The organism is Agromyces sp. Leaf222 (genome assembly GCF_001421565.1).
GTDB lineage: Bacteria > Actinomycetota > Actinomycetes > Actinomycetales > Microbacteriaceae > Agromyces.
In genome coordinates this window covers 1,228,503-1,251,379 of record NZ_LMKQ01000001.1, presented here as the reverse complement: position 1 = coordinate 1,251,379, position 22,877 = coordinate 1,228,503, and the positions used below count along the sequence as shown (strand labels likewise).

The window sequence follows — 22,877 nt, the reverse complement described above, 5'->3', positions numbered from 1 at the left end:
GTACCCGGCGCCGCCGGCCGCTTGGGCCGCTGCAGGCGCCCCGATCAACGCGGCTGCAACGACAGCGACGGTTGCAAGGATCTTTCGGATCATGATTGCGTTACCCCTCGTATGCTTCATGAGCATCGAGAAACCCCAAGATTCGGAACCCCCCGATGGTGCCGCCGTTCCGAAAGACGACACCCCCTCACCTTAGGGGGGATTCACAGGAAAGCGCGACCCCTAATGTTTCGGGCGTGTAAACGAGTGGAGTCGTTTCGAGGAGAGTACGCTTCTCGCCCGCTTCGCCGCCGAGGAACCCGAACCGGTATTCGGCGCTCTCACCGGGAGCCAGCGTCGAGACCACCTTGCTCAGCGTGTAGCCCGAATCCGACGTCGGATGGTAGCCGACGGGCTCGTCGTCGAGCAGAACGCCCAGGTTGTACGTGCCCTGCGCGCTGTAGACGTGCACCGACGTCGTGATCGAGCCGGGCGGGGTGCCGTACTCGCCGCCGCCGGTGACGTACGACGAGAGGCTCGTCGCGGCATCCGCCGGCGCGGTGTTCGTGAGCTTCACGACGATGTCGTAGTTCGGCAGCCCATCATTACGGCACGTGACGACGCCCGCGCCGACCTGCACGTCGAGGTAGGGGTCCATCTTCGACCCGGTCATGTCGTTGAGGTAGACGCCGAACGCCTGCTCGGCGTCGGTGCTCTCGGGCAGGCCGCCCGCGATCGTCGTACCGGCCAGTACGGCCTGCTCCTCGACATCCGCGTTCCACACCAGAATGCGGCGCTCGGCACCGGCCTGCGCGACCGCCTCGACGAGTGCCTGCGGGTCGGCGCTGCCCGATGCGAGGCTCGCGAAGACGGTCGAGGCGACCTCGGCGAAGATCGCGTCCTGCTGCGAGACCGGATACCGCGCGTAGACGTCGCTGAGCAGGTACTGCACGGCGTTCTCGCTCGTGAGCTGGTCGCCGGTGCTGATCGTGATGGGCCCGGTCGCGCGCAGCAGGTAGCTCAGCATGACCGGGTCGACGGCGACGACCGACTGCACCTCGGTGCCGAACTGGCGCTTCCACATCTCGCGCGCGATCATCGCCGCGAGCGGGAATTGCGGCGTGAAGGTGACGTCCTGCATGTAACTGGCGGTGTTCGGGCCCCAGAGGGCGCGTGTCTCGATCGGGAGCTCGACCACGGTCGGCGTGAACTTCGGGAAGTCGAGCGCGGCCGCCTGTTGCGTCATCGCGACCGTGCCACCGTCGGCATGCACGAGCGCGAGGGACCCCGGCACGCCGCCGAGCGAGCGCAGTTCGGCGTTGTTCTGGAACAGCAGCAGGGTGTCGCGCGGCCCGTCGGCACCGAGCATGGGGGGCAGCAGGCGCACCGCGTTGTCGAACCCTACGACCACGCCCCCGGTCTCGTCGACCATGGCCGTCAACTCATCGCGCGCGTCGGCGAGCGGGCCGATCACGGACGCATCGGCCACGTCGCCGAGTGCGACCGAGGCCGTGTCGAAGGCGACGCGCGCCTCGTGCACGGGCTCCTGCAGGTCGATCATGGCCTGCAGGTCGAGCGCTCCCCCGCTCGGCGCGAACGCCCCGGCGTCGATCGTGCCGGCCGAAGATGCAAGCGGCACCACGGCATCACGCGCGATGCGGTCGACCGATGCCGACACGACCCGCACCACCTCGAGGTTCGGGCCGATCACCGGCAGCACCTCGGCGCCGCGCCAGATCGGGTCGCCCGTCAATGAGGCAGCGGATGCCGCATGCCCGGCCAGTTCGTCGGCCGCGCGCTGCGCCGCTTCGGCGTCGCCCGCCACGATCTGCTTCTGCGCGGTCTTCGCCAGCGGCACCGCCGCCTGCAACTCGTTCACGGCGAGAAACCCGCGGATGCCGATCCAGGCGACGGCGAACACCAGCAGCGCGAGGACACCGACGATCGACCAGGTGATGATGCGCTTTCGGCGCTGCTGCTTACGGCGCTTGCTCGAGCTGTGATGGTGGGAGCGGCCGGAGCTCGAGCTGCGCGAGCGACCGGAGCTCGAGCCGGAGCTCGAGCCGTGCGATCGGCTCGATCCTGAGCTCGAGCTGGAACCGTGCGAACGACTCGAACTCGTATGGTGCGAGTCGCCCGAACGGCTCGACTCATGGCGCCGATCGGATGCTCCATCCCCATGGTCCCGACCCGACGACTCCGAACCCCCGGAAGACGGCGTCACGATCAGTAGCGTAACAATCCACGCGGCGAATACAGCCACGTTAATCCGCCTACTCCTTCAATCAAGATCCTCGACGACGCAACCCTGAATAGGCCAGCGGCGGCGTGTCGAGGACGAGCGCTAACGCCCGGACTATGCTCGCGATGTGACGAACGCCTTGCACCGGGTCGGAGCGCGCGGCGGCGGCATCACGTTGATTGGGCAAGCAGCGCGAATGCTCGTCCAACTTGTGAGTGTGATCACGCTGTCTCGATTGCTCACGCCTGAAGACTTCGGTCTCGTGGCTATGGTGGTCGTATTCATGACCCTCGCGGACCTGATTCGCGACTTTGGCTTGTCCGGCGCAGCGCTCCAAGCGAAGCAACTGAGCCAGCAGCAGGCCTCGAACCTCTTCTGGGCATCGTGGGGGCTCGGCGCCATCAGCGCCGTCGTGCTCGTTGCTGCCACGCCCCTGATCGTCCGTCTCTATGACGAGCCGCGTCTCGCTCAGATCATCCCGGCGATGGCACTGACGCTCTTCATTAGCGGGGCGCAGGCCCAGCTCCAGGTCCAACTTGCCCGGCGCCTCAAGTTCACCTTGCTCGCAGCGAGCGCCTTCGCATCATCTGTCGTCGGCCTTGGCGTTGCAGTTGTCGCCGCGTTGAACGGTTGGGGCTACTGGGCGCTGGTGATACAGCCTGTCGTCGCCGCATTCACGCTGCTCCTCATTCAGAGCATCGGAGCACATTGGCTACCGTCGCTCCCCCGCCGGGGGCACGGTTCGGCGCATCTCTTCAGGTCTGGTGCACAACTTGGGGCCGCCTATTTGTTGACTTGGTCGGCCAGCAACGTCGACAGCCTCCTAATCGGTGCCCGGTGGGGAGCGACGAGCCTTGGGTATTACAACCGAGCCTTTCAGCTCACAGCGACGTTGGTCGGAGGGTTGCTCGGGCCACTGACGAAAGTCGCCGTCCCGCTGCTGAACGAGTACTCGTTGGCCGGAAAACGGCCTGCTGACGCGCTCTTACGAATGCAGTTCTTGCTCGCAGGGCCGGTGTGTGTCCTCATGGTGATGCTCGCGCTGACCGCGCCTTCACTAATACCGCTCGTCCTGGGACCCCAATGGGCTCCCGCTGTTCCATTGGTGCAAATTCTGGCACTCGGCGAGTGCATCCACGTGCTCTCGGTGATCAGCTTTTGGGGCTTTCTCGCTGAAGGACTCTCGAAGCAATTGCTTTACTACAACCTCGTCACGAAGCCGATCGCGGTATCCCTCGTCGTCGTCGCTGCTCCTCTGGGCGTTCACTGGGTCGCTTGGGCATACGTAAGTGGACTTGCCGTGAGTTGGCCGATCAATCTCGCGTGGCTTTCTCGTACTTCCAACTACGAAGGGAGACGATTTCTCGTCGGCGGCTTGAGAGTGCTCGCGACGGCGGGCACCACATATGGCCTGCTTTGGCTGGCACTTCGGGGGTGGGCCGGTTCACAGTCGTGGTGGTTCGTCCTCACCGGCGCGGCCGGTGCGGTCCTGCTTTTCGTCGCCCTCACAGCAGCGTTTCCTTCTGGGCGACGCGACCTCGTTCGGGTGTCCCAGGTAATAAAGAGCCTGCGCTAGGAGCGCCTCCTTGGAACCGAGCCACGCTCAGGCGTACGGGTACCATTCGATACACCGGACGAACTGCGGGGGGCAGTGTGGACGAATTCAGACGGCAAGTGCTTGACCCGAACCTTGATATCGGCAGCGGCATCTATTCCGCAATCGATCCAAACCTCCAACCGCGGTTGAATCAGCGCGGGGAGTACGAGCATGAGGGCCTAGATTCGACGTATCGGGGGCCCGTCGAACTACTGCACCAGGTGTCTGCGTTCGGTGGGGGCCTTGGGCGAGAGGATGAAGTCGCGGCTGAACTTTTCCCCGACGCCCCGTCGGCTGGCCAAAACACCGTACTCGGGCGCCATCGGGGACTCTACGCGGGCTACGTGAACGAGGGCGACTACCGGACGAACGGTAGCTCCGGAGGTTTGGCCACCTGGGTCTTAGTCGAACTTCTTGAGACGAAGGCCATCGACGGCGTGATCCATTTGAAGGCAAGCGCCGGAACCGGCCCACTCTTCGAATACCGAATCTCGCGCACGCCGGACGAGACACGACAAGGTGCGAAGTCTCGCTACTATCCCGGGCAACTTGCCAACGTTCTGGCAGAGGCAGCCGAACTCGGTGGGCGTTATGCGGTGACAGCCATCCCGAGTTTCGCCTACGAACTGCGGCTGCTTCAGCAGCTGCGACCCGAGTATGCCGAACGCATCCCGTACATCATCGGACTGATCTGCGGGCATCAGAAGACCGCCAATTATGCCCTTCAGCTGGCATGGCGCGCGGGCATCCACCCCGAGGATCTCGAAGAGATCGACTTTCGAAAGAAGATCCCAGGTCGACCCTCGAACAAGTACGCGACCGAACTGCGCGGCAACGTGAACGGACAGGTGGTGACCGCCGAGGCAACGGAACTCTTCGGCATGGACTGGGGGCTGGGCATGTTCAAGGCCAACTTTTCGGACTTCACCGAGGACGCCTTCAACGAGACCGCCGACATCGTGCTCGGAGATGCATGGCTTCCGCAGTACACGGCAGATAGTCGAGGAACGAATGTGGTCATCACACGAAGCGCCGAGCTACACGACCTCGTGACGTCCGCTAGTCAGCGCGGTCGACTCAAGCTTGAGATCATCAGCCCCAAGCTAATGATGCAGTCCCAAACGGGGCTAATGAGGCAAAACTTCCAAGAAGTATCCGCTCGATACAACTACCTCGCCAAGCGCGGGGAGTACGTCCCGGCGATCCGCAGGCCATCCAGGAAGCGAGTATCTATGTTGAGGCGCCGCATACAAATCGAGCGGCTCCGGACCTCGCGCGTGAGCCACGATGCTTGGTTGCTCGCCGTACGAGCCGATGACCTTGCCGCATTCGATCGCCGCATGGAGGCACCGATTGAGCGCTATCGCCGCGCTCAGAGGACAGAGCGCCGGCTTCGGAAGCCTCGCGAGGCCCTGGGGAGGCTGTGGCGGAAACTTCAATCGCGCTCGGCGCTCATCGCGGCATCCATACGGGGGGCGCGCTCATGACCGCGCCATTCAGGGGTTTGCCATTCATTGCGCGGCCGTCCATTTGGTGCCCGTTCCGCGGTCCTGTTGAGCGCTTCGGCCAGCTCATCCAATTCGAGGGAGCGTAATGGGTCGCGTTCTAGTCCGAACTCTCCCCCTCCACGGGAACTACGGAAACATCCTTCAAGCCTGGGCACTGCAGCAGTCGCTTACACGGCTCGGTTTATCAACGTTCGTCGACGTCTCAATTTCGACCGAGAAGGGCCGCCGGCGGTGGCCATACGCGAAAGACCTCGTCAAGCGGGCGCTTCTAACGCTCGGCGTCTCGCACCCGTACTGGATCAGGTACGTGCGCGGCGGAGTTGATGCAGCTCTCCAAGACTTCGTCGCCAGACGAATTGATGTAGCACGACTCTATGTCGCGCCCGGGAAATGTGATCTCAAGCTCCTAGAACATGTCGATGCGTTCCTCGTCGGAAGTGACCAGGTATGGCGACGCCCGTACGGCGACGTAGGCTCTTACCTGCTCAATTTCCTGACCGATGACGACCGTCGCCCCAAGATCGCCTACGCCGCATCGTTCGGACGCAACGACCTCGAGGAATATAGCCCGGCACTCCTGGCGGACTCTCGCCGGCTAGCACAGCGGTTCGATGCAGTCTCTGTGCGGGAGAGTTCGGGCGTGCGGCTCGCTGACGAGTATTGGGACGTTCGGGCGTTGCAACACGTCGATCCCACGCTTCTGATAGAGCCTGCCGAATATCTGGCAATCTCTAAAGAGGCGTCAGATACCTTCCCCACCGGCCGACTCGTCGACTACGTGCTGGATGACGAAGTCGAGACGCGCAGATTAGTGGCGCAGATCGCCACAGCACTCGACGAGGTACCGATTTCCTTAATGCCCCCACCCCCTCCCACCAGCTATCGGGAGTTTCGGCGGAATTCAGAGCGTTACCGCAAGCCCAGTATCGGGGCGTGGATCGGGGCAATTTCAGGCGCCAGGTTCGTAGTGACGGACTCGTTCCATGGCACTGTTTTCTCGATAATTCACAATGTACCTTTCGTAGCCGTCGCCAACCGCGATCGGGGGGCCGCACGGTTCGAGAGCTTGCTGGAGACCTTCGGCCTCCGGAGTCGTCTCGTGTATCCCGGCGAGTCTGCGCCTTTAGCCGAAGTCACCACCGATATCGACTGGGAGTACGTGAACTCGCGAATAGCGGCCGAGCAGCGGCGATCATTCGCGTACCTACGTCGGACCTTGAATCAGATAAACAACACTGCGGCGGAGCCAGCGCATCAAAGCTAAGTGTTTCGTGCTTTGCTTCGATCCGACAGCCAGCCGACCAGTTCTCTCGACTTCCCGATGAATTCACCGCCGCATGTCCGTCATGGGTGCTTGGACTGCACACTCCCGATACGCTCTCAAGATGTGTCTCCAGCCTCGTCTGGATCCGAGCGAACCAGACCTCTCAACGATGTAAGGATTGCCCTATGAGTCAATGCCTCATCCTGATTAGCGATGAAGGATACTGGGCACAGTCACTACTGGTGGCTACCCAGGCCGTCGACAACGGGGCTTTGCGACATGCTCAGATCCTCATTTATGGGGTCGACATCGACGAAGATCTCTTCAGCGCGACGCAGAAACTGCTCCGAACGCACACCGAATACGCGGGTATTGAGACACGCCAGCTTCGTACCCGAGACTTCCAAATTCCACATCACCAACTTCACCGCCCCCACTTGACCGCCGTGACTCTCGCCCGGCTCGTCATAGAGCCCGAGCTGCCTAGCGATGTCACCGATTTGATCTATCTTGACGGTGATACGCAGATCGTGGGCGACATCGCGCCTCTCCTCCGCAACCGTGTGCAGGACGGTCGAATACTCGCGGGTCGAGGAGGCCTCTGGCTCGATCCGATTCGCTCCGCGCGGCGACTGCCACCGAACTACCCCGCGTCGCTTGGCGTGACGATGGAGGAGTACTTCAATTGCGGCGTCTTGGGCATGACACGCGAAACGTTGAAGGAATATGGCAGACCCGCGTTGAAGGCGTACCAAGACAATCCATCGACCTTCGTATTTCACGACCAAAGCGCACTGAATCATGTGTTCCACGGTCGAGTCGACTACCTCTACCCGGGTTACAACTTCCATTCCGCATACGGATACGCGGACCTTGCCGAGACGGCAGTGGCACGCAAGATTGTGCACTTCACCGGCGCGAAGAAACCTTGGAACTCGGACGCCTCGTGGTGGCAATTCGGCTATCAGGCCCCCTATTGGGATTTCGCAAGGCGGTTTCCGCGGCTCGCGCATCGGTGGGCTGAACCCGAGCGCGGTGTTTCGCTCAACCGGTCCCGGCTTCGCGAACATAGCGCCCGCGTTTATCACACGGTCCTGCAGCATCGGTCCTTGGACGATCGGCACCGAAAGCTCAGCGCGTACGCGTCGAGTCCGGTCTTTCCATTCGCCTGAAGTCGCGTCCTAAGGAAGCCAGATGAGTAGAGTCCTGAGTGCGCATCTGCAGTCGAACCCACTGGTTACGGTCGTGATCGCGGCATTTGAAGTTGAAACCGTTATCGATCGCGCGATCGAGAGCATCCGCGATCAGACTTATCCCCACTGGGAAATCATTGTGGTTGACGATGGGTCCACCGACAACACGGCGCTTGTCGTGGAGCGTTGGGCACGGGCAGACGCTCGAATCCGACTTATCCAGTTGTCTCGCAACGGCGGTCCCGCCCGCGCGCGGAACCAAGGCATCGACGCGGCAAACGGCCAGTGGATTGCGGTGTTAGACGCGGACGACTTCTGGCGTCCGGGCCGTCTGGATCGCCTCCTCTACTTGGCGGCGGAATATGACGCCGATATTGTGGCGGATCAGATCGCGTTGCGCGGCTCCTCCGACAGTGAGACTGAGTACGCATGGTATTGGTTGCGCCGGGTTCAGCGCATAAGGCTCTCTGATCTCGTGCGCCGCGATTTGCCGGGAACAGGGCGACCGATTGGCTGGGCACAGCCGCTGGTTCGGCGCGCGTTCCTCGACGGGGCGGGCATCAGGTACGACGAAAGCAAACGCCACGGCGAAGACTGGCTAATGCTCTTTGAAGCGTTAGCGCACGGTGCGGTCATGTGGATGACGCCCAGCGCAGACTACGTTTACAACACGCGCGCCACCAATCCGACGAGCGGGACAATCCAGGACTTTGATTCACTCGCTCGCGTCTCCGATGATCTTCGAATGGGTGCCCCGAGGAACGGGCGGGTAAGCAGGCTGCTCGCATACCGAGCTGCGTTATTCAGAGCGCTCCAGAAGCGTGACGCCTTTCTCTCCGCGGTCAAGAGGAAGGAAATTAGACGCGCTGCGACAATGCTGGGCCGATCGCCAACGCTCGTCTTGCTATTGGGTCGACAGTTTCGCGCCCACGTCCGTCGACGACTTCGTTCAAGCATGGGTGGTTTCTTCGGAGGGTAATCCGAGTAGTACTGTGACCGGTCTCCGCGACCCGACGCAGCGATCAGCCACGGCTGGAGACCTCAAATCGTAGACGCGCGACTCTGAAGCGTCACGTACGCGTCGCCCTCGTTTAGAGGAACACAGCTATAGGACGTCTAGCTCTCTCCCGGCTGGTGCATTGACCAACGACTTCGACCCAACAACCTGAAAGCGCTCCTGGCTTGAGCCGGAGCGAGCTTCGCCGCGACACACGTCAGGAATGGCCGCGGACGAGACAAAATGCATGCGACGTCAGCCCAAGGCACTTCTCTTGTCAGATCTTTCGTGGAATCGTCAGCCTTCGACATGAACCTCCAGTTTTCACGAATGGCTCGTGCGATGATCTCGGAACGGAATTGAACCCGGAGTCTGCGGAGGCGCTTCGTTTGAGGAAAGGTCTGTAGGGAGGCCTCAGCGATTGGAAGGAGCGCGAGAAAGTTCTCGGGTTCTCGAATGCCGCCGTTGCTGATAGAACCGTCCCTTTGGACATAGCTATATAGCGCATCCGGCACGATTGAGACGCGTCCCAATGCGGGCATTGACTTCAGCAGCCCACCGTGGTCGGACTTCGAGCGAAGCGGAGGGAATGGCCGTTCAGCGAGCGAGCAGCGCTTGAAGAGCTTGTTCCACAACGCACCTGTACCACCGAGCAAGGTTTCGAGTGCGTCTTCCCCAACCAACTGCCGCCGCGAGCGGTAGCGGATCACATACTCCTTACGTGAAAGGTCGCGACCGAACCTGAAGATCGCCGAGCAAACCACGAGGTCAGCAGCGTCCTCGAGCGCAGCTCCGAGCATGGTCCTTATGAAGTCGCTCGACCACTCGTCGTCTGCGTCAACGAACCAAACATATTCACCGGTTGCTGCCTCGAGCGCGATGTTCCGCGCGTTCGCAACACCCCGATTGGTTGGTAGTTGCACCAGCTTTAGTCGAGGGTCGTCAACGAAGCGCATGATTTCGCTCACAGTCGAGTCCTCAGATTTGTCGTCGATAACAACGACCTCGACGTGCGAGTAGGTCTGATTCAATAGCCGCCGGATTGCGGTTCCAATGTGCGCTTCCACGTTGTACGCGGGCAGTATCACCGACACAACCGGTGGCTGTACGTCGCTCATGCTCCGACAGGCCACGTAGAGCGCGGACCAAGCGATTTAAGAGTGTGCGCTGGAGTAGGACTCGATGCATGAGTGAACACGAGTGGCACGATTGCGAGGAGGGCCACGTATGGGAGGACCTCGATCGACTGATAAATCAAGGTCTGGAGTATGCATGCGGAGACGCCAGCCCGAACCCAGATGTCTCGAACCGGAACGGCGCGGACGACAGCGCCAAGAAGCCAGTACGTCGCGACTGTGCCGACGATTCCCAGGTTCAATAGTTGTTGGAGCAGGCTCGACTCAACCACGCCTAGAGAAAACGACCCACCGAAGTTGCGTGAGATGTTCGTTACAAGCCCCGTGTAACTCCCGAAGAGCAACGGCGAATCGAACCAGGACCCCATTGCGTCGGTCCACTGTCTAACGCGGCCAGAGTTGCCTGCGGAACTGAGGTCCAAGGCACTAAGTGCTCGCACGAGAACTGGGTTCTCCGAGAATGCCAGCGAAATGAAAGTCCATGCGACAACCAGAGCCAACACCGACGCGACTTTGGTTGCCATCGTGCGGCCCGTCGAAACCGCGATCACGATTGTGAACGCGAGGATCATCATCCCGGACCGAGAATAGCTCGCCAGAATCCCGAACACTGCGAGACCCGTAGCGCAGAGCAAGATCGCGGAGCCCCGTCTTCGCCAGGCCCCAAACACCACGATGCCCATGACCGCCAGCACGAGTGGATAGTGCAGATAGCTCCCGGTGAGTCCGGAAGGGCGCGCCTGGTCCCCAAATGTCCCGTAATCGGTGCCAGACAGCAGCCCCCAGCCCATGTATTGCTGAGCGATTGCTGCCGCGACCTGAAGCGATATCACCGCAACGACCGATGGCAGGATGATCTGTATCGCATCGGATCGGCGGTCAGCATCAGACCCCCAGCAGAGGAGCAAGCCAAGTGCGATCATCGTCGCGACGTAGAGCAGCGGAGTGGTGGCCGACGCCAAACTCCACCGATTGATCGTGAAAAACGTCGACACCAGCCCGCTGAATACGAGCGCGTAGACGGCGACATAGCTACCCCACCGCCGTGTGCCCGGCACGATGGTCGCTCGACGACGGAGACAGCCCACGAGTAGAAATGCCGCCGCAGCTTGTACAACGTAAGCGGTCTGCTTCCCGATGGCGAGCTCGATCAGGCCACGAGAAGTCACGATGAGGATGAGAACGAAGACAATCCACGCGAATGCCCTGGCAGGCCGCCCAGAACGGACATCTACATTGAGATGTACTCGAGTCGGTGATCGGAAGAAGGTCATCCCAGCGCATTCCCTATTTCGAGGGAAAGACGGCGCAAGCGCTCGCCGGCACACTGCACCCCATCTTCACTATCGTTGCGATGGTCTTCGATGTAGTCCAGATACGCGTCGACGTCGTCAGGGCCGATTTCGCCGAGTCCTTCCTGGAGCTCTAAGCCGGCCGTGCGGAGCGTCCGACCAACCTTCAGATCCGGGTGCCCGAGGATGATGGCGGGGATCGCACCATCGACTGCACCCAGGATCAGCCCGTGAATTCGATTACCGAGGACTATCGAAGCCTCCGCATACGTCCCGCGCACCACCCGCTCTACGTCGATCAGGCTCGCGTTCTCGGTGCCGATGTGCCGAATGTCGAGCTGCTTCGCAAGATTGCGATTCGCCTCGAAGTCACGGGCGACCTGTGTCACGACAACCAATTCTTTGCCCTTACGTGCGGCCCACGCACCGACCGCCTGCAGAACTTCGGCTGAGGGAACAGGCTTGTCGAATCGGTAGCTCATCACGACATATCGCCGTTCGCCGCTGGCCGGCCATCGCGAAAGTGCGAACGCCCAGTCTGGAGCCACATCCCCACGGCCGAATAACTCGCGCGATGCAGCGTCCCTCCAGACCGACTTGGCTGCCATCTTCGTCGCAATTTCGTGCCCCAGACTCAAGGGACGAGTCTTGTCGCGCGATCCAATACCCGTCCGGTACCCCGGATTCCCGAAAATCCTGCCGACGATGATGAGACAAGAAGTGACGACTCCCCAGAGGAACTCGACACGAGTGGAGGAAATTTCCCCGGGATTCGAAACAAACGCGCTACGGCCGGATCTCATCATTCCCACAGTCGCGGCAAGGAACCATGCCGGGAACCGTCGATAGAGGGTCGTCCCGTGCGGTACTTGGAGCGATGCCACATAGTCGTCGGGAGCATCGCCGAGATAGACGTGCCAGATCCCCACGTGCCCGAGTTTGGCCATCATGCCTCGTCGGAGAAGCGCATCTCCGAGATTGTCATACTGGCCAGTCAAGTAGGAGTAGAGGATCCGAGAATGCCCAGGTTGAGCACTCTCCGACTCGTGTTGGTAGCTCATCGCGTCATGCATGCGAGCTTGCCTCGCGAAGGTTAAGGCTCGCGCGGCGCAGGGTGTTGGTCAGCGTGGAAACACCGAACTTCGCCCAGATTGCGGCCACAACGAACACATCCAACACTTTGCTGCCTGAGCGGAGATGCCGCAGGTAGAACAGCGCCATGCTCCGGTGGAACTGGTAGTTGAGCGCGACCCGGCGGAGCCCGTCTGAGCTCCCACCCTTCAGGTGATGAGCTATCACTCGTCCGTCGTAGACGACTCGCCAACCCGCCTTGCGAAATCGAATGCACCAGTCGAGGTCCTCGGCGTACATCCAATACCGTTCGTCGAGGAGTCCGACCGCGTGGAGCGCGGAACCACGCACCAACATGAACGCGCCATTGACTGCGTCGACGTCCGCCACGGCATCGTCACGAATGTCGGGTCGCACGTAGTCGGAGCCCGTTCGGCCAAGAGCACGAAGGAGGAAGTACTTCGCCGCGGTGCCGACCGACGGAATGCTGCGTTTCGCCGCATGGTCGAGGGTGCCGTCGGCGGTCAGGAGACGGCAACCCATCATCCCGATGTCGGGCTCGCGCTCCAGCACGTCGATCAGATGGTCGATCGTCCCGGGTTCTACGCGAGTGTCCGGGTTGAGCAGGAGCGCATACGCGGAACTCGATGATCGCAGCGCGACGTTGTTCGCGACCGCAAATCCGTCGTTGGACTCCCGTCGCGTGAGATGCACGGTCGGATACTCACGTTCGACGACGTCCGCCGTGCCGTCGGGCGAATCGTTGTCGATGACGAGAACGCGTGTACGGGCACTCGGCATCGCGGACTCCAGAGAATCCAGACAGTCCCTGACCAGATCGCTTCGGCCGTAGGTGACGATGATGATGTCGAGATCAATGGTCGAGCGGCTCAGTGCTGCGTCCCCTTTCGTCATACTGCTGTCCTTCCCGGGCTAACGACGGCCCGGAACGTGCGAACGAGGATCGTCACGTCGCCCGTGATCGACCAGTTCTCTACGTAGTAGAGATCGAGGCGCACGCTCTGTTCCCACGAGAGACTCGAGCGGCCACTGACCTGCCAAAGACCGGTCATGCCGGGCTGCACGAACAGGCGTCGCCCGGCCGCACGATCGTAGAGCTCGACCTCAGCACGGCGTTGCGGCCTCGGCCCCACAAGGCTCATGGTGCCATGCAACACGTTGAACAGCTGCGGCAGCTCATCGAGGGAGTACTTGCGCAGCACTTTGCCGATTCGCGTAATCCTCGGATCGTCGTAGACCTTAAAGAGCGGCTTCGTATCTGCACCATTCTGCGCCAACAGGTTCGCGAGTTGGGCGTCGGCTCCATCGTCCATCGACCGGAACTTCAGCATCATGAACGGTGTACCCTTCAAGCCGACTCGCTCCTGCCGATAGAACACCGGTCCTGGCGACGACAGCTTCACCATCACAGCCAGCACGATGAGCAGCGGCGAGAACAGAACCACCAGCGCAAACGCCACGATGAGGTCGAACACGCGTTTTGCAACGAGCTTGCGCCCTTCGAACTTCGGCGTTTCCACGTGCATGAGCGGCAACCCTGCTACCGGGCGCGTATGGATGCGCGGGCCGCCGATGTCGATGAGGCTCGGCGCGACCACGAGGTGCTCGGCACCCGGATTCAGGCCCCAGCTGAGCTCTCGGACGCGCTCCGGCCCGAGCTCATCGGCGCTCGTGATGATCACGGTATCGGCGCCGAAGTCGCGCATGACGGCAAGCGCATGATTCACGCCGTACTCGACCGGGATCTGCGTGCCGGGCAGGTAGGCGCCGCCATGCCCTGGTACGCATGCCCCGGCGACGCGATAGCCGGCTTCGGGCATCCGCGCGAGCTCGCGTGCGATCAGGGTGACGGATTCCTCGGAGCCGACCAGCAGCACCCGCGACGAGTACTCGCCCCGCTTGCGCTTCACGCCGAGCCATTGGCGCCACATCCAACGCGAGAACAGGAGCACGAGCACCCCGAGCGGGAAGGAGACGAGGATGTACCCGCGGCCGATGTCGATCTTGAAGAGGAACGCCACGATCGCGACGAGGCCGAAAAGTCGCAGTGCGGCATCAGCCACGGCTCGGTACTCCTGCGTGCCGAGGCCGAGCACGCGCGGTGAGCGTGTGTCGTACAACTCGAGGGCGAGCATCCATGCGGCCACGATGATCAGCGACACGATCGTGTAGCTGACCGCGATGTCACCGCGCGAGCCGCTGAAGCCGGTCGCGGTGTAGTCGAGGCCGACCCAGGCGATCTGCGTTCCGAACACCACCCACAGCAGCACGAGCAGGTCCGTGATGCGCACACGGCTCGCCAGTTGCGACGCCCACGCCGTGGTCGACATCGTCGCGGCTGCGTAGAAGCGGCCCATCACCACGTCGCACCCCCGTCCGCCGAGCGGGCGAGCACTCCCCCGGTCCACGCCCACAGGGTGCCGTCGGGCGCGACATCGATCGCGGTGGTTCCGGGCGCGGGGTCGGCCTCGAGGCAGGCGCCCGGTTGCGGTTCGTCTTCGGCAGCGAGGTCGACGACGGCGATGCGGATGCCGCGGCATCCGTCGCCCGTGACCGCCACGAGGTAGCCGGTGGGCCCGCCGGCGAGCGCGACCGCACCCGAAACGGGCGTCGCGGTCGCCGCCCAGACGACCCCGGCGTCGGAGGTGACGAGCACCTCGCCCGATTCGCAGAGCACCGCGGCTGACGTGGGCGACGTCGATGCGAGCTGCGCGATCGCCCCGTCGCACGGAAGCGAGATGCCCGACGGGGCCACCGCCTGCCCGCCGTCGACGTACCAGGTCGGCTCGGGTTCGCTCGTCGCCTCCCAGTCGTCGCCGAGCACGTAGCTGCGGTAACGGCCGATGGTGCAGGCCGCGTCGCGCGCGATCATGGTGACGATCTCGCCCTCGCTCGGGTCCAGCGACTGCAGGTCGGTGAGTCCCTCGGTCACGCCCGCATCCCACGTCGCTCCACCGTCGAGCGTGACCTCGATCGAGGCCGCGACGCCCGGGCAGGTGCCCGTGGAGCCGCGGTAGGCGACGTTCGCGTCGAGTGCGGCGAGCATCACGGTCTGGCGGATGACGGGGGCCGGCGTCGCATCGGAGCTCGCGGCATTCGGCTCATCCGTCGTCGTCGGGCCCGGCGAGGCCGGCGGAATGGTCGGCAGCACCTCGCCCTGCGGGGCGCCGGCCTCGGCGCGGAGTGAGGTCACCGCCCACCAGATGAGCACCGCATCGACCACGACGAACACCACGATGGCCGCGACCGCCCACGGGATGGTCACACGTCGACCGTGCTCGGACTCGCTACGAACCACCGCGACCACCCGACACCGACGTCGTGGCGAGCGCGGACACGATGGCGTCGACGGCGTCGTCGATCAATCGTCCGGCCTCGTCGTAGACCGCGATGGGCGCGCGGTACGGATCGAGGATGTCGTCGTCGTTCGGGTCGGACGGCGGTGGCGCGATGCCACGGGATCGTGCAGCGGCATCGGTCGCCCGTTGCAGGGGCGACGCGGAGCCGGGGTTCGGAAGGCCGAGCGCGGGCGGCTCGAGGTCGAGCCGGCCGAGGATCGAGTCGGGCTCGGCCTGATCGGGGTCGAACCCGCCATCGTCGGCGAGGAACGCGAGCACCCTCGCGAACTCACGCAGCGTGTAGGCGTGGCGCGCGGCACGGGGCACGAGCTCGGCGACCTGCGCCCGGTGCGCCCTGGTGGCCGTGAGCACGAGGTCGGCCTCCTGCACCAACTGCGGGGTGAGCTGCCTGGCGGCGTGCCCCGACGGATCGGCGCCGAACCGCACCGACAGCGCGGCCGCCTCGGCCGTCATCGGCTCGCCGACGAGTGCGCTGGTGCCGGCGCTCGAGACCCGCACATCGTCGATGCCGGCCGCTCGCAGTCGCGCCGCCAGCACCTGCTCGGCCACCGGAGACCTGCAGATGTTGCCGGTGCACACCACGAGCACGTTCACGCGCCCGCCGCCGTCTCCTGCTTCGGCTCTTCTTTGGGGGCGTACCCGTAGCCGTACCCGTAGCCATAGCCGTACCGGCCGTATCCGTAGGCGTCGGGCCCCTTCATCGGCAGCATCGTCAGCACGATGCCCGACACGTTCGCATCGACGTTCTCGAGCACCGAGAACGCGCCCTTGACCTGGCCCTTGTGCGCGCGGCCCACGGCGACCACGAGGATCGCGCCGCCGGCGGCACGCGACAGCACCGCAGCGTCTGTCACCGGCAGCAGCGGCGGCGCATCAAAGAGCACGACGTCGAACGCCCGGTTCAGCTCCTTCACGGTCTCGGCCATGACCTGCGAGCCGAGGAGCTCGCTCGGATTCGGCGGCACCCGACCGGCAGGCAGCACGTACATCTGGCTTCGACCCCACGGCTGGATCACGTCCTGCAACTCGGCGCGGCCGATGAGCAGGTCGGTCAGCCCGACCGCGCCCTCGATGCCGAGGTACGACGCGACCTTCGGCCGGCGGAGGTCGGCGTCGACGAGCAGCACGCGCGCACCGGCATCCGCCAGCGCGATGGCCAGGTTCGCGGCCGTCGTCGACTTGCCCTCCGACTCGATCGAGGAGGTCACCACGAACGAGCGGTCGGGGCGGCCGGCGTCGAGGAACTGCAGGTTCGTGCGCAGCGCCCGGAACGACTCCGCGCGCGGCGAGTGCGGGTCGGCATGCACGATGAGCGGGCGGTCCTTGGCCTTCGGGTCGAAGACGATGCCGCCGATCACGGGCGCGTCGGTGACCTGCTCGATGTCGCGCTCGTTGCGGATGCGGGTGTCGAGCGTCTCGCGCAGCACCGCGGCGCCGACGCCGAGGGCGAGGCCGATCAGGCCGCCGAGCACGATGTTGAGCATGACGTTCGGGCTCACCGGCTTCTGCGGAACCGAGGCGTGCTGCACGAGCGTCAGGCGCACCGGGGAGGCTTCGGCCGGAGCGCCATCTTCACCGGTGTCCTCAGCATTCGCCCCTGTGGTCTCGATCGCCGAGACCACGTTCGTCAGGCTCTCGGAGACCGCCGTCGCGACCTCGGCCGTCAGCGCGGCGTTCTCGTCGGTCACGGTGATCTCGATGAGCGTCGTATCGGGGAGCGTGACCGCGGTCACCTCACGCGCAAGCTCATCGCTCGTCATGTCGAGCTGCAGGTCGGCGATCACGGGTAGCAGAACGATGGGCGTAGTCGTGAGGTCGGCATACGTCTTCACACGCTGCTGGGTGTATGTATTGCCCTGCGCCATCTCGCCGATCGTGCCGCCGTTCGAAGTCGACACGAACACCTTCGCCGACGAGCTGTACATCGGGGTCTGCAGGATCGAGAAGACGGCACCCGCCGCGACGCCGAAGAGCGTGAGCAACACGATCAACACCCAGCTCTGCCGCAAGATGCGGATGTAGTCGCGCAATTCCACGTGTTCAGTCCCCGTCCCCCGCGTGCCTGAAACGTGACACGGTTACGCTAAGCCCCGTGGCACCCTCTCAAGATGCCCCGCGCAGGTGGGGCGTGTCAACAACCGACACCCCCCTATCTGGTGCGGCCGACGACGCGAACGTGCGCTGGGGCGTGACGGATGCCGCGATCGGCATCCTGCTCGCGGCGGCAAGTTCGCTCGGCTGGGCGTGGCTCACCCGCACGGTCGTGATCGACGAATGGCTGCAGGTGCTCGGCGCCTATCTCGCGGTCTGGGTGCCCCTCGTTGTCGTGCTCTGCATCGCGGATGTCGCGCGCGGGCGCCGATCGTTCGCCGCCGACTTCGGGCTCCGCGTTCGCTGGATCGACCTGCTCTGGGGCGTCGGCATCGGACTTCTCGCCCGCGGACTCGTGACCCTGCTCGAGCTCGCGTTCACCGGACGCACCTCGCTCGACGGCGGCGTGCTCGCCCTCCCCACCGGGTTCGCGCTCTGGTTCGGCATCGTGCTCGCGCCCGTGCTCATCGGGCCCCTCATCGAGGAGACGTTTTACCGCGGGCTGGTGCTTCGGGCCGTGCAGCGGCGCACCGGGGGCGGAGCCGTCGTCGCGGCATCCGTCGCCGTCGTCGTGAGCGCGCTCGTGTTCGGGCTCGCCCACCTCGCCCAGGGCGCCGCGCTCTCGCCGACCGCGGCGGTCGTGACCTTCGCCGGCGCGTTCGTGTTCGGCCTCGCGGCCGGAGCGCTCGCCGCCGCGACCGGTCGACTCGGCGGCGCGATCATCGCGCACATGGTGTTCAACGGACTGCTGGTGCTCGCGATCGTGAGCTGAGGCCGGGCGCCGCGGGACGCATGGGTCCGAGACAGCGCGCTCAGTGGCGGCCGTTGAGCACGCCGCCGGACTCCTCGAGGTAGCAGACGCCGCAGAGCGACTCGTAGGTGACGGTCTGAGCGCCGCTCGCGCTGAGCTCCGTCGAAGCGTCGATCGCGACCTGGTCGCCGTCGAACACGAACCGGCCGTCGATCGTGCGACCGTTGAAGATCGCCTTGCGGCCGCAACGGCAGATCGTCTTCAGCTCTTCGAGGCTGTGCGCGACCTCGAGCAGGCGACGGCTGCCAGGGAACGCGACCGTCTGGAAGTCGGTGCGGATGCCGTAGGCGAGCACCGGGATGCCCTCGATGAGCGCGATGCGCAACAGGTCGTCGACCTGCTCACCAGTGAGGAACTGCGCCTCGTCGACGAGCAGGCAGCTCACGTCGCGCCCGTTCTCGGCCGCCGAGATCGCGCGCCGCTGCTCGAACAGCTCACGCGCGTTCGCGTCGGGCGCGATCACGAAGTCGACCTCGCGCACCACGCCGAGCCGCGAGACGATGTCGCGATCGCCCTTGGTGTCGACCGACGGCTTGGCGAGCAGCACGCCGTGCCCGCGCTCTTCGTAGTTGAAGGCCGCCTGCAGCAGCGCGGTCGACTTGCCCGAGTTCATCGCGCCGTAGCGGAAGTACAGCTTCGCCATCAGGCCACCCCTCCCCTCGAACGACGGACCTCAGCTGATGCCATGACGAAACTCCACCGTGACATTCTGCCCGGTCGACGAGACCTCCGCAGCCAACCCCACCGCGCGAGCGACCGCGGCGAACCGCTCGATCGACCGACGGGTGGGCGGATCGGCGCCGAGCACCGCGCCGACCGCGATGCGGACGACACGCCCCTTCGACAGCTCGGTGTCCTCTCGGGTGACGTCCACCCGCACCGACGAGGCCCGGTCGTCGACGGTGAGCCAGTTCAGCAGGGCCGTGAGCGCCGCCCGCTGGTCGTCGTACAGCACCGCCACCGCGGTGTCGGTCTCGACGACCTCGACGGGCACGCCGTGCCGTCGCTCGAGGTCGGCCGCCAGGTCGCTGAGCCAGGTGGTGGCGGTCTCGTCGCGCAGCGTCGAACGCAGGGCTTCGGCGAGCTGGCGTGCGCGCGCGGCATCCGTCACCGACACGCGCTCGACGGTCAGCATCGAGGCGAGGAACGGCAGCACCTCGCGGCGCAGCACGGCGACCCTGCCCTGATCGGACGACCGCGCGAGCCCCGCCCGGTGCTCGGCGTCGCGCCGCAGCAGCAGCTGGTTCGCCCGCCGCTGCCAAGCGAGGGTGATGTGCACGATCGCCCACGAGTAGCCGGCCGCCGCCGAACTCGCGACCACCGTCGGCGCGATGAAGACGAGGATCACGACGGCGATCGGCAGGTCCTGCCACGCCGGGCTGGGTGCCCCCGCCACCAGCACTGCGAGCACGGCCCCGGAGAGCACGCCCGTCGTCAGGAGCGTGGTCCAGCTGCAGTACGGCGCGACCGAGACCATCAGGATGCCGATGACGAGCGGGCCGAAGTCGTCGTAGACGTAGTGATTCTGGCCGACCGTGCTCAGGTACTCGGCCACCGCGGCACCGAGGCCGAAGACGACGATCACCCACATGCGCTCGGGGGTGAACGGTGCCCGCGACGGGCGCGTGGCGACCGTGGCTCCGATCGCCGCGATGAACACGAGCGCGATCGCGACGATCGCCGCGAGCGGGGACTCCACCTCCGACCAGTGCGCGGCCGTCAGCACGATCGCGGTCACGCACGCGATGGCACCGCCGACGTGCTGCAGGATCGACGACGAGGCGAGCGCGATGATCGGATCGAGGTCTTGGGGTGCGAGACGGGCGGCCCTCATGCGCCGCCCTCCGGCATCGTGAGCACGATCGTCGTGCCCAGGCCGATCGCCGACCACACGCGCGCCGAGCCGCCCTCGCGTTCGAGACGCTCGACCACCCCGACCCTGAGTCCGCGCAGGGCGGGCGGCACGCGCTCGGGCTCGAAGCCCGACCCGATGTCCATGACCGCCACCGTGACCTCGCCGCCGCCGTTGCCGAGGATGATCTCCGCCTCCCGCACGCCCGCGTGCTGCGCGACGTTGCGGAGGCATTCCGCGACCGCGATGTCGAGCTCGGCCGCACGGTGCGAGCCGAGCAGCCCGAGCACCGCGAGATCGCCCGTCATCTGCACGTCGAGCTCCACATCCTCCGCGACCGCGAACGCCTGGTCGAGGATCGGCGCGCCGTCGGCCACACCGGATGCCACCGCCGACTCGCCGGACTCGCCGCTGTGCTGTGCGATCCAGTCGCGCCCGACGAGCAACGAGAGGTCCTGCCGGATGCCGGCGCGCAGGCGATCGTCGATCGGCCCCGACCCGGCCGCGGCGATGGCGAGCAGGTGCTCCATCGCGGTGTCGTGGAGGCGCGTGATCGCCTCGAGCTCGTGGTCGCGACGCGCGGTCGCCTCGCGGGCCGCGACATTCGCCCGCACGAGGGCAGCCTGGCGTCGCAGGCCCGCACGCCTCGTGAGCCCGTCGACCGTGCGGACGATGATGATGAACACCGCAAGGGCCGTGGCCCCCGCGCTCACGCGGTACTCGGCGCCGCTCAACTCGGCCCCGATGTAGGTCGCCGTCTGGCCGACGACGTAGGCGGCGACGACCCAGAAGCTCGCGAGCCACGAACCCGCGCCCGCGCCGCCGATGAGCAGCAGCGCGATGCACGGGATCGCGACGACCGCGTTGTCGGTGGTGTCGAGTTCGTGCGTGGACTGCATGGCGAGCACGGTCGTCGTGACCGTGACGGCACCGCCGACCACCAGGTAGAGCACGCTCGAGAAGACGGTTCGATGCAAGGCGACGAAGCACAGCGCGCCGGCCATCAGCAGCAGGAGCCCGGCGGCGATCCACCCCTTCGGCGCACCGCCGATCGCCAGTGCGCTCGCGACGACCGTGCCCATGCCGAGGTAGACCCAGGCCCCGACGTGCCCGGCATGCACGATGGCACGGCTCACCGAGTCGCGCGACACATCGCCGGGTAGCCCGAGCGTCATGGGTACCTCCGGTGTTCATGCCGAGTGGATCGGGTTCACACTGGACTCTCCGGATTATCCCAGCAAACCCATCGATGCACGCAACTGAGCATCGAGATCGATGCCGATGCCGATGCTCGGATGAGCACTCAGGTGCGCCGATCGTCTCGTCGGCAAGTGCGTCAGCCTCGGCGGCCTCGAGGGCAGGCTCAGAACAGGGCGTCGGGGGCCGCCGCGAACTCGGTTCGCGACGCGGATCGGCGCGCCGCGGCATCCGTCAATGCAGCCGACCGCACGCCGCCCGTCGCGGGATCTTCCTGCCCTCGGGCCAGGCCGTGCTCGCGCAGCAGCGGCGCCACGCGCGCGGCCAGCCACTTGCGGTACTCCTTGGGCGCGTAGGCGTTCTGGCCGTAGTACATCGATCGGTACTTCGACTCGAGCTCGGGGTGCTCGCGCGCGAGCCACTGCATGAACCAGGGCTTCACGCCCGAACGCAGGTGCAGGGCCGAGTACACGACGCTCGTCGCCCCGGCCGCCTTGACCTGTCGCAGCGCCTCGTCGAGGTGCGCCCTGGTGTCGGTGAGGTACGGGAGGATCGGCATCAGGAACACGCTGCAGTCGAGCCCGGCCTCGCGCACCGCCGTGACCGTCGCGAGCCTCGCCTTCGTGCTCGGGGTGCCCGGCTCGATCGACTGCTGCAGCTCGTCGTCGTAGACCGCGATCGACATGGCCAGGTCGACCGGCACCTGCCCGGCGGCGTCGACGATGAGCGGCAGGTCGCGGCGCAGCAACGACCCCTTCGTCAGGATGCTGAACGGCGTGCCGCTCGAGGCCAGCGCGTCGATGATGCCCGGCATCAGTCGATAGCGCCCCTCGGCCCGCTGGTAGGGGTCGGTGTTCGTGCCGAGCGCGACGGGCTCGTGCCGCCACGACCGCTTCGCGAGTTCGCCCGCGAGCATCTCGGCCACGTTGACCTTGACGATGATCTGCCGATCGAAGTCGTCGCCTGCGTCGAGGTCGAGGTAGGTGTGCGTGGGGCGGGCGAAGCAATAAACACAACCATGACTGCAGCCCCGGTACGGGTTCACGGTCCAGCTGAAGGGCATCGACGACGGGCCCGGCACGTGGTTCAGCGCCGACTTCGCGAGCACCTCGTGGAACGTCATGCCCGCGAAGTCGGGGGTCTGCACCGAGCGCACGAGGTTGTTGAGCCGCGCGAGCCCCGGCAGGGTGCCCGCCTGGTCGACGCCCAACTGCTGCCCGCTCCACCTCATGCAGACATTCGAACACATGTTCGAACCAGCCGCAAG

Annotated in this window: 19 protein-coding genes; 6 read left to right on the top strand and 13 right to left on the bottom strand. The window is 65.0% G+C overall.

The window, feature by feature from the left end; all coding sequences use genetic code 11:
* Positions 1 to 187: 187 nt before the first annotated feature.
* Positions 188 to 1,900 (bottom strand): DUF4012 domain-containing protein, encoded by a 1,713-nt coding sequence (locus ASE68_RS05445; protein ID WP_055855929.1) that lies wholly within the window; start codon positions 1,898 to 1,900, stop codon positions 188 to 190.
* A gap of 448 nt (positions 1,901 to 2,348) precedes the next feature.
* Here ASE68_RS05445 and ASE68_RS05440 point away from each other — a divergent pair, with 448 nt between their 5' ends.
* From ASE68_RS05440 to ASE68_RS05425, 5 genes are all read left to right on the top strand, one after another.
* Positions 2,349 to 3,797: a lipopolysaccharide biosynthesis protein gene (locus ASE68_RS05440; RefSeq protein WP_082462041.1), complete on the top strand. Its 1,449-nt coding sequence runs from the start codon at positions 2,349 to 2,351 to the stop codon at positions 3,795 to 3,797.
* Positions 3,798 to 3,874: 77 nt separating this feature from the next.
* Positions 3,875 to 5,305: a Coenzyme F420 hydrogenase/dehydrogenase, beta subunit C-terminal domain gene (locus ASE68_RS19795; protein ID WP_157421558.1), complete on the top strand. Its 1,431-nt coding sequence runs from the start codon at positions 3,875 to 3,877 to the stop codon at positions 5,303 to 5,305.
* A gap of 106 nt (positions 5,306 to 5,411) precedes the next feature.
* Positions 5,412 to 6,590, top strand: coding sequence for a polysaccharide pyruvyl transferase family protein (locus ASE68_RS19790; RefSeq protein ID WP_082462039.1), 1,179 nt, complete (start codon positions 5,412 to 5,414; stop codon positions 6,588 to 6,590).
* A gap of 185 nt (positions 6,591 to 6,775) precedes the next feature.
* Entirely contained in the window at positions 6,776 to 7,762 is a 987-nt protein-coding gene (locus ASE68_RS19785; protein WP_082462038.1) for a glycosyltransferase, read from the top strand.
* A gap of 22 nt (positions 7,763 to 7,784) precedes the next feature.
* Positions 7,785 to 8,762 (top strand): glycosyltransferase family 2 protein, encoded by a 978-nt coding sequence (locus tag ASE68_RS05425; RefSeq protein ID WP_055855916.1) that lies wholly within the window; start codon positions 7,785 to 7,787, stop codon positions 8,760 to 8,762.
* A 137-nt stretch (positions 8,763 to 8,899) separates the two neighbouring features.
* Here ASE68_RS05425 and ASE68_RS19780 read toward each other — a convergent pair whose 3' ends face one another.
* The 8 genes from ASE68_RS19780 to ASE68_RS05390 form a co-directional block, all read right to left on the bottom strand.
* Positions 8,900 to 9,898, bottom strand: a complete 999-nt coding sequence (locus ASE68_RS19780) for a glycosyltransferase family 2 protein (RefSeq protein WP_082462037.1) — start codon at positions 9,896 to 9,898, stop codon at positions 8,900 to 8,902.
* Complete coding sequence (locus ASE68_RS05420; protein ID WP_157421557.1) at positions 9,895 to 11,085, bottom strand: hypothetical protein; 1,191 nt, start codon at positions 11,083 to 11,085, stop codon at positions 9,895 to 9,897. The genes ASE68_RS19780 and ASE68_RS05420 overlap by 4 nt, the downstream gene beginning before the upstream one ends.
* A gap of 101 nt (positions 11,086 to 11,186) precedes the next feature.
* Entirely contained in the window at positions 11,187 to 12,137 is a 951-nt protein-coding gene (locus tag ASE68_RS20140; RefSeq protein ID WP_157421556.1) for a hypothetical protein, read from the bottom strand.
* A 136-nt stretch (positions 12,138 to 12,273) separates the two neighbouring features.
* Positions 12,274 to 13,194, bottom strand: coding sequence for a glycosyltransferase family 2 protein (locus tag ASE68_RS05410; protein ID WP_055855913.1), 921 nt, complete (start codon positions 13,192 to 13,194; stop codon positions 12,274 to 12,276).
* Positions 13,191 to 14,657, bottom strand: coding sequence for a sugar transferase (locus tag ASE68_RS05405; RefSeq protein ID WP_082462324.1), 1,467 nt, complete (start codon positions 14,655 to 14,657; stop codon positions 13,191 to 13,193). The genes ASE68_RS05410 and ASE68_RS05405 overlap by 4 nt, the downstream gene beginning before the upstream one ends.
* On the bottom strand, positions 14,657 to 15,565 hold the full coding sequence (locus tag ASE68_RS05400; RefSeq protein ID WP_055855911.1) for a hypothetical protein: 909 nt from the start codon (positions 15,563 to 15,565) through the stop codon (positions 14,657 to 14,659). Before ASE68_RS05400 ends, ASE68_RS05405 begins: the two co-directional genes overlap by 1 nt.
* Positions 15,566 to 15,587: 22 nt before the next feature.
* Complete coding sequence (locus tag ASE68_RS05395) at positions 15,588 to 16,253, bottom strand: low molecular weight phosphatase family protein (protein ID WP_055855909.1); 666 nt, start codon at positions 16,251 to 16,253, stop codon at positions 15,588 to 15,590.
* Positions 16,250 to 17,695, bottom strand: a complete 1,446-nt coding sequence (locus tag ASE68_RS05390; protein WP_055855906.1) for a polysaccharide biosynthesis tyrosine autokinase — start codon at positions 17,693 to 17,695, stop codon at positions 16,250 to 16,252. Before ASE68_RS05390 ends, ASE68_RS05395 begins: the two co-directional genes overlap by 4 nt.
* A 92-nt stretch (positions 17,696 to 17,787) precedes the next feature.
* Here ASE68_RS05390 and ASE68_RS05385 point away from each other — a divergent pair, with 92 nt between their 5' ends.
* Positions 17,788 to 18,522, top strand: a complete 735-nt coding sequence (locus ASE68_RS05385; RefSeq protein WP_162238250.1) for a CPBP family intramembrane glutamic endopeptidase — start codon at positions 17,788 to 17,790, stop codon at positions 18,520 to 18,522.
* A 40-nt stretch (positions 18,523 to 18,562) separates the two neighbouring features.
* Here ASE68_RS05385 and ASE68_RS05380 read toward each other — a convergent pair whose 3' ends face one another.
* From ASE68_RS05380 to ASE68_RS05365, 4 genes are all read right to left on the bottom strand, one after another.
* Positions 18,563 to 19,204, bottom strand: a complete 642-nt coding sequence (locus ASE68_RS05380) for a thymidine kinase (RefSeq protein ID WP_055855900.1) — start codon at positions 19,202 to 19,204, stop codon at positions 18,563 to 18,565.
* A gap of 30 nt (positions 19,205 to 19,234) precedes the next feature.
* On the bottom strand, positions 19,235 to 20,395 hold the full coding sequence (locus ASE68_RS05375) for a hypothetical protein (RefSeq protein ID WP_055855897.1): 1,161 nt from the start codon (positions 20,393 to 20,395) through the stop codon (positions 19,235 to 19,237).
* A complete protein-coding gene (locus ASE68_RS05370; protein WP_055855895.1) occupies positions 20,392 to 21,588 on the bottom strand; it encodes a sensor histidine kinase in 1,197 nt (398 codons plus the stop codon). The genes ASE68_RS05375 and ASE68_RS05370 overlap by 4 nt, the downstream gene beginning before the upstream one ends.
* A gap of 188 nt (positions 21,589 to 21,776) precedes the next feature.
* Positions 21,777 to 22,841: an Rv2578c family radical SAM protein gene (locus ASE68_RS05365; protein WP_055855894.1), complete on the bottom strand. Its 1,065-nt coding sequence runs from the start codon at positions 22,839 to 22,841 to the stop codon at positions 21,777 to 21,779.
* Positions 22,842 to 22,877: the final 36 nt, after the last annotated feature.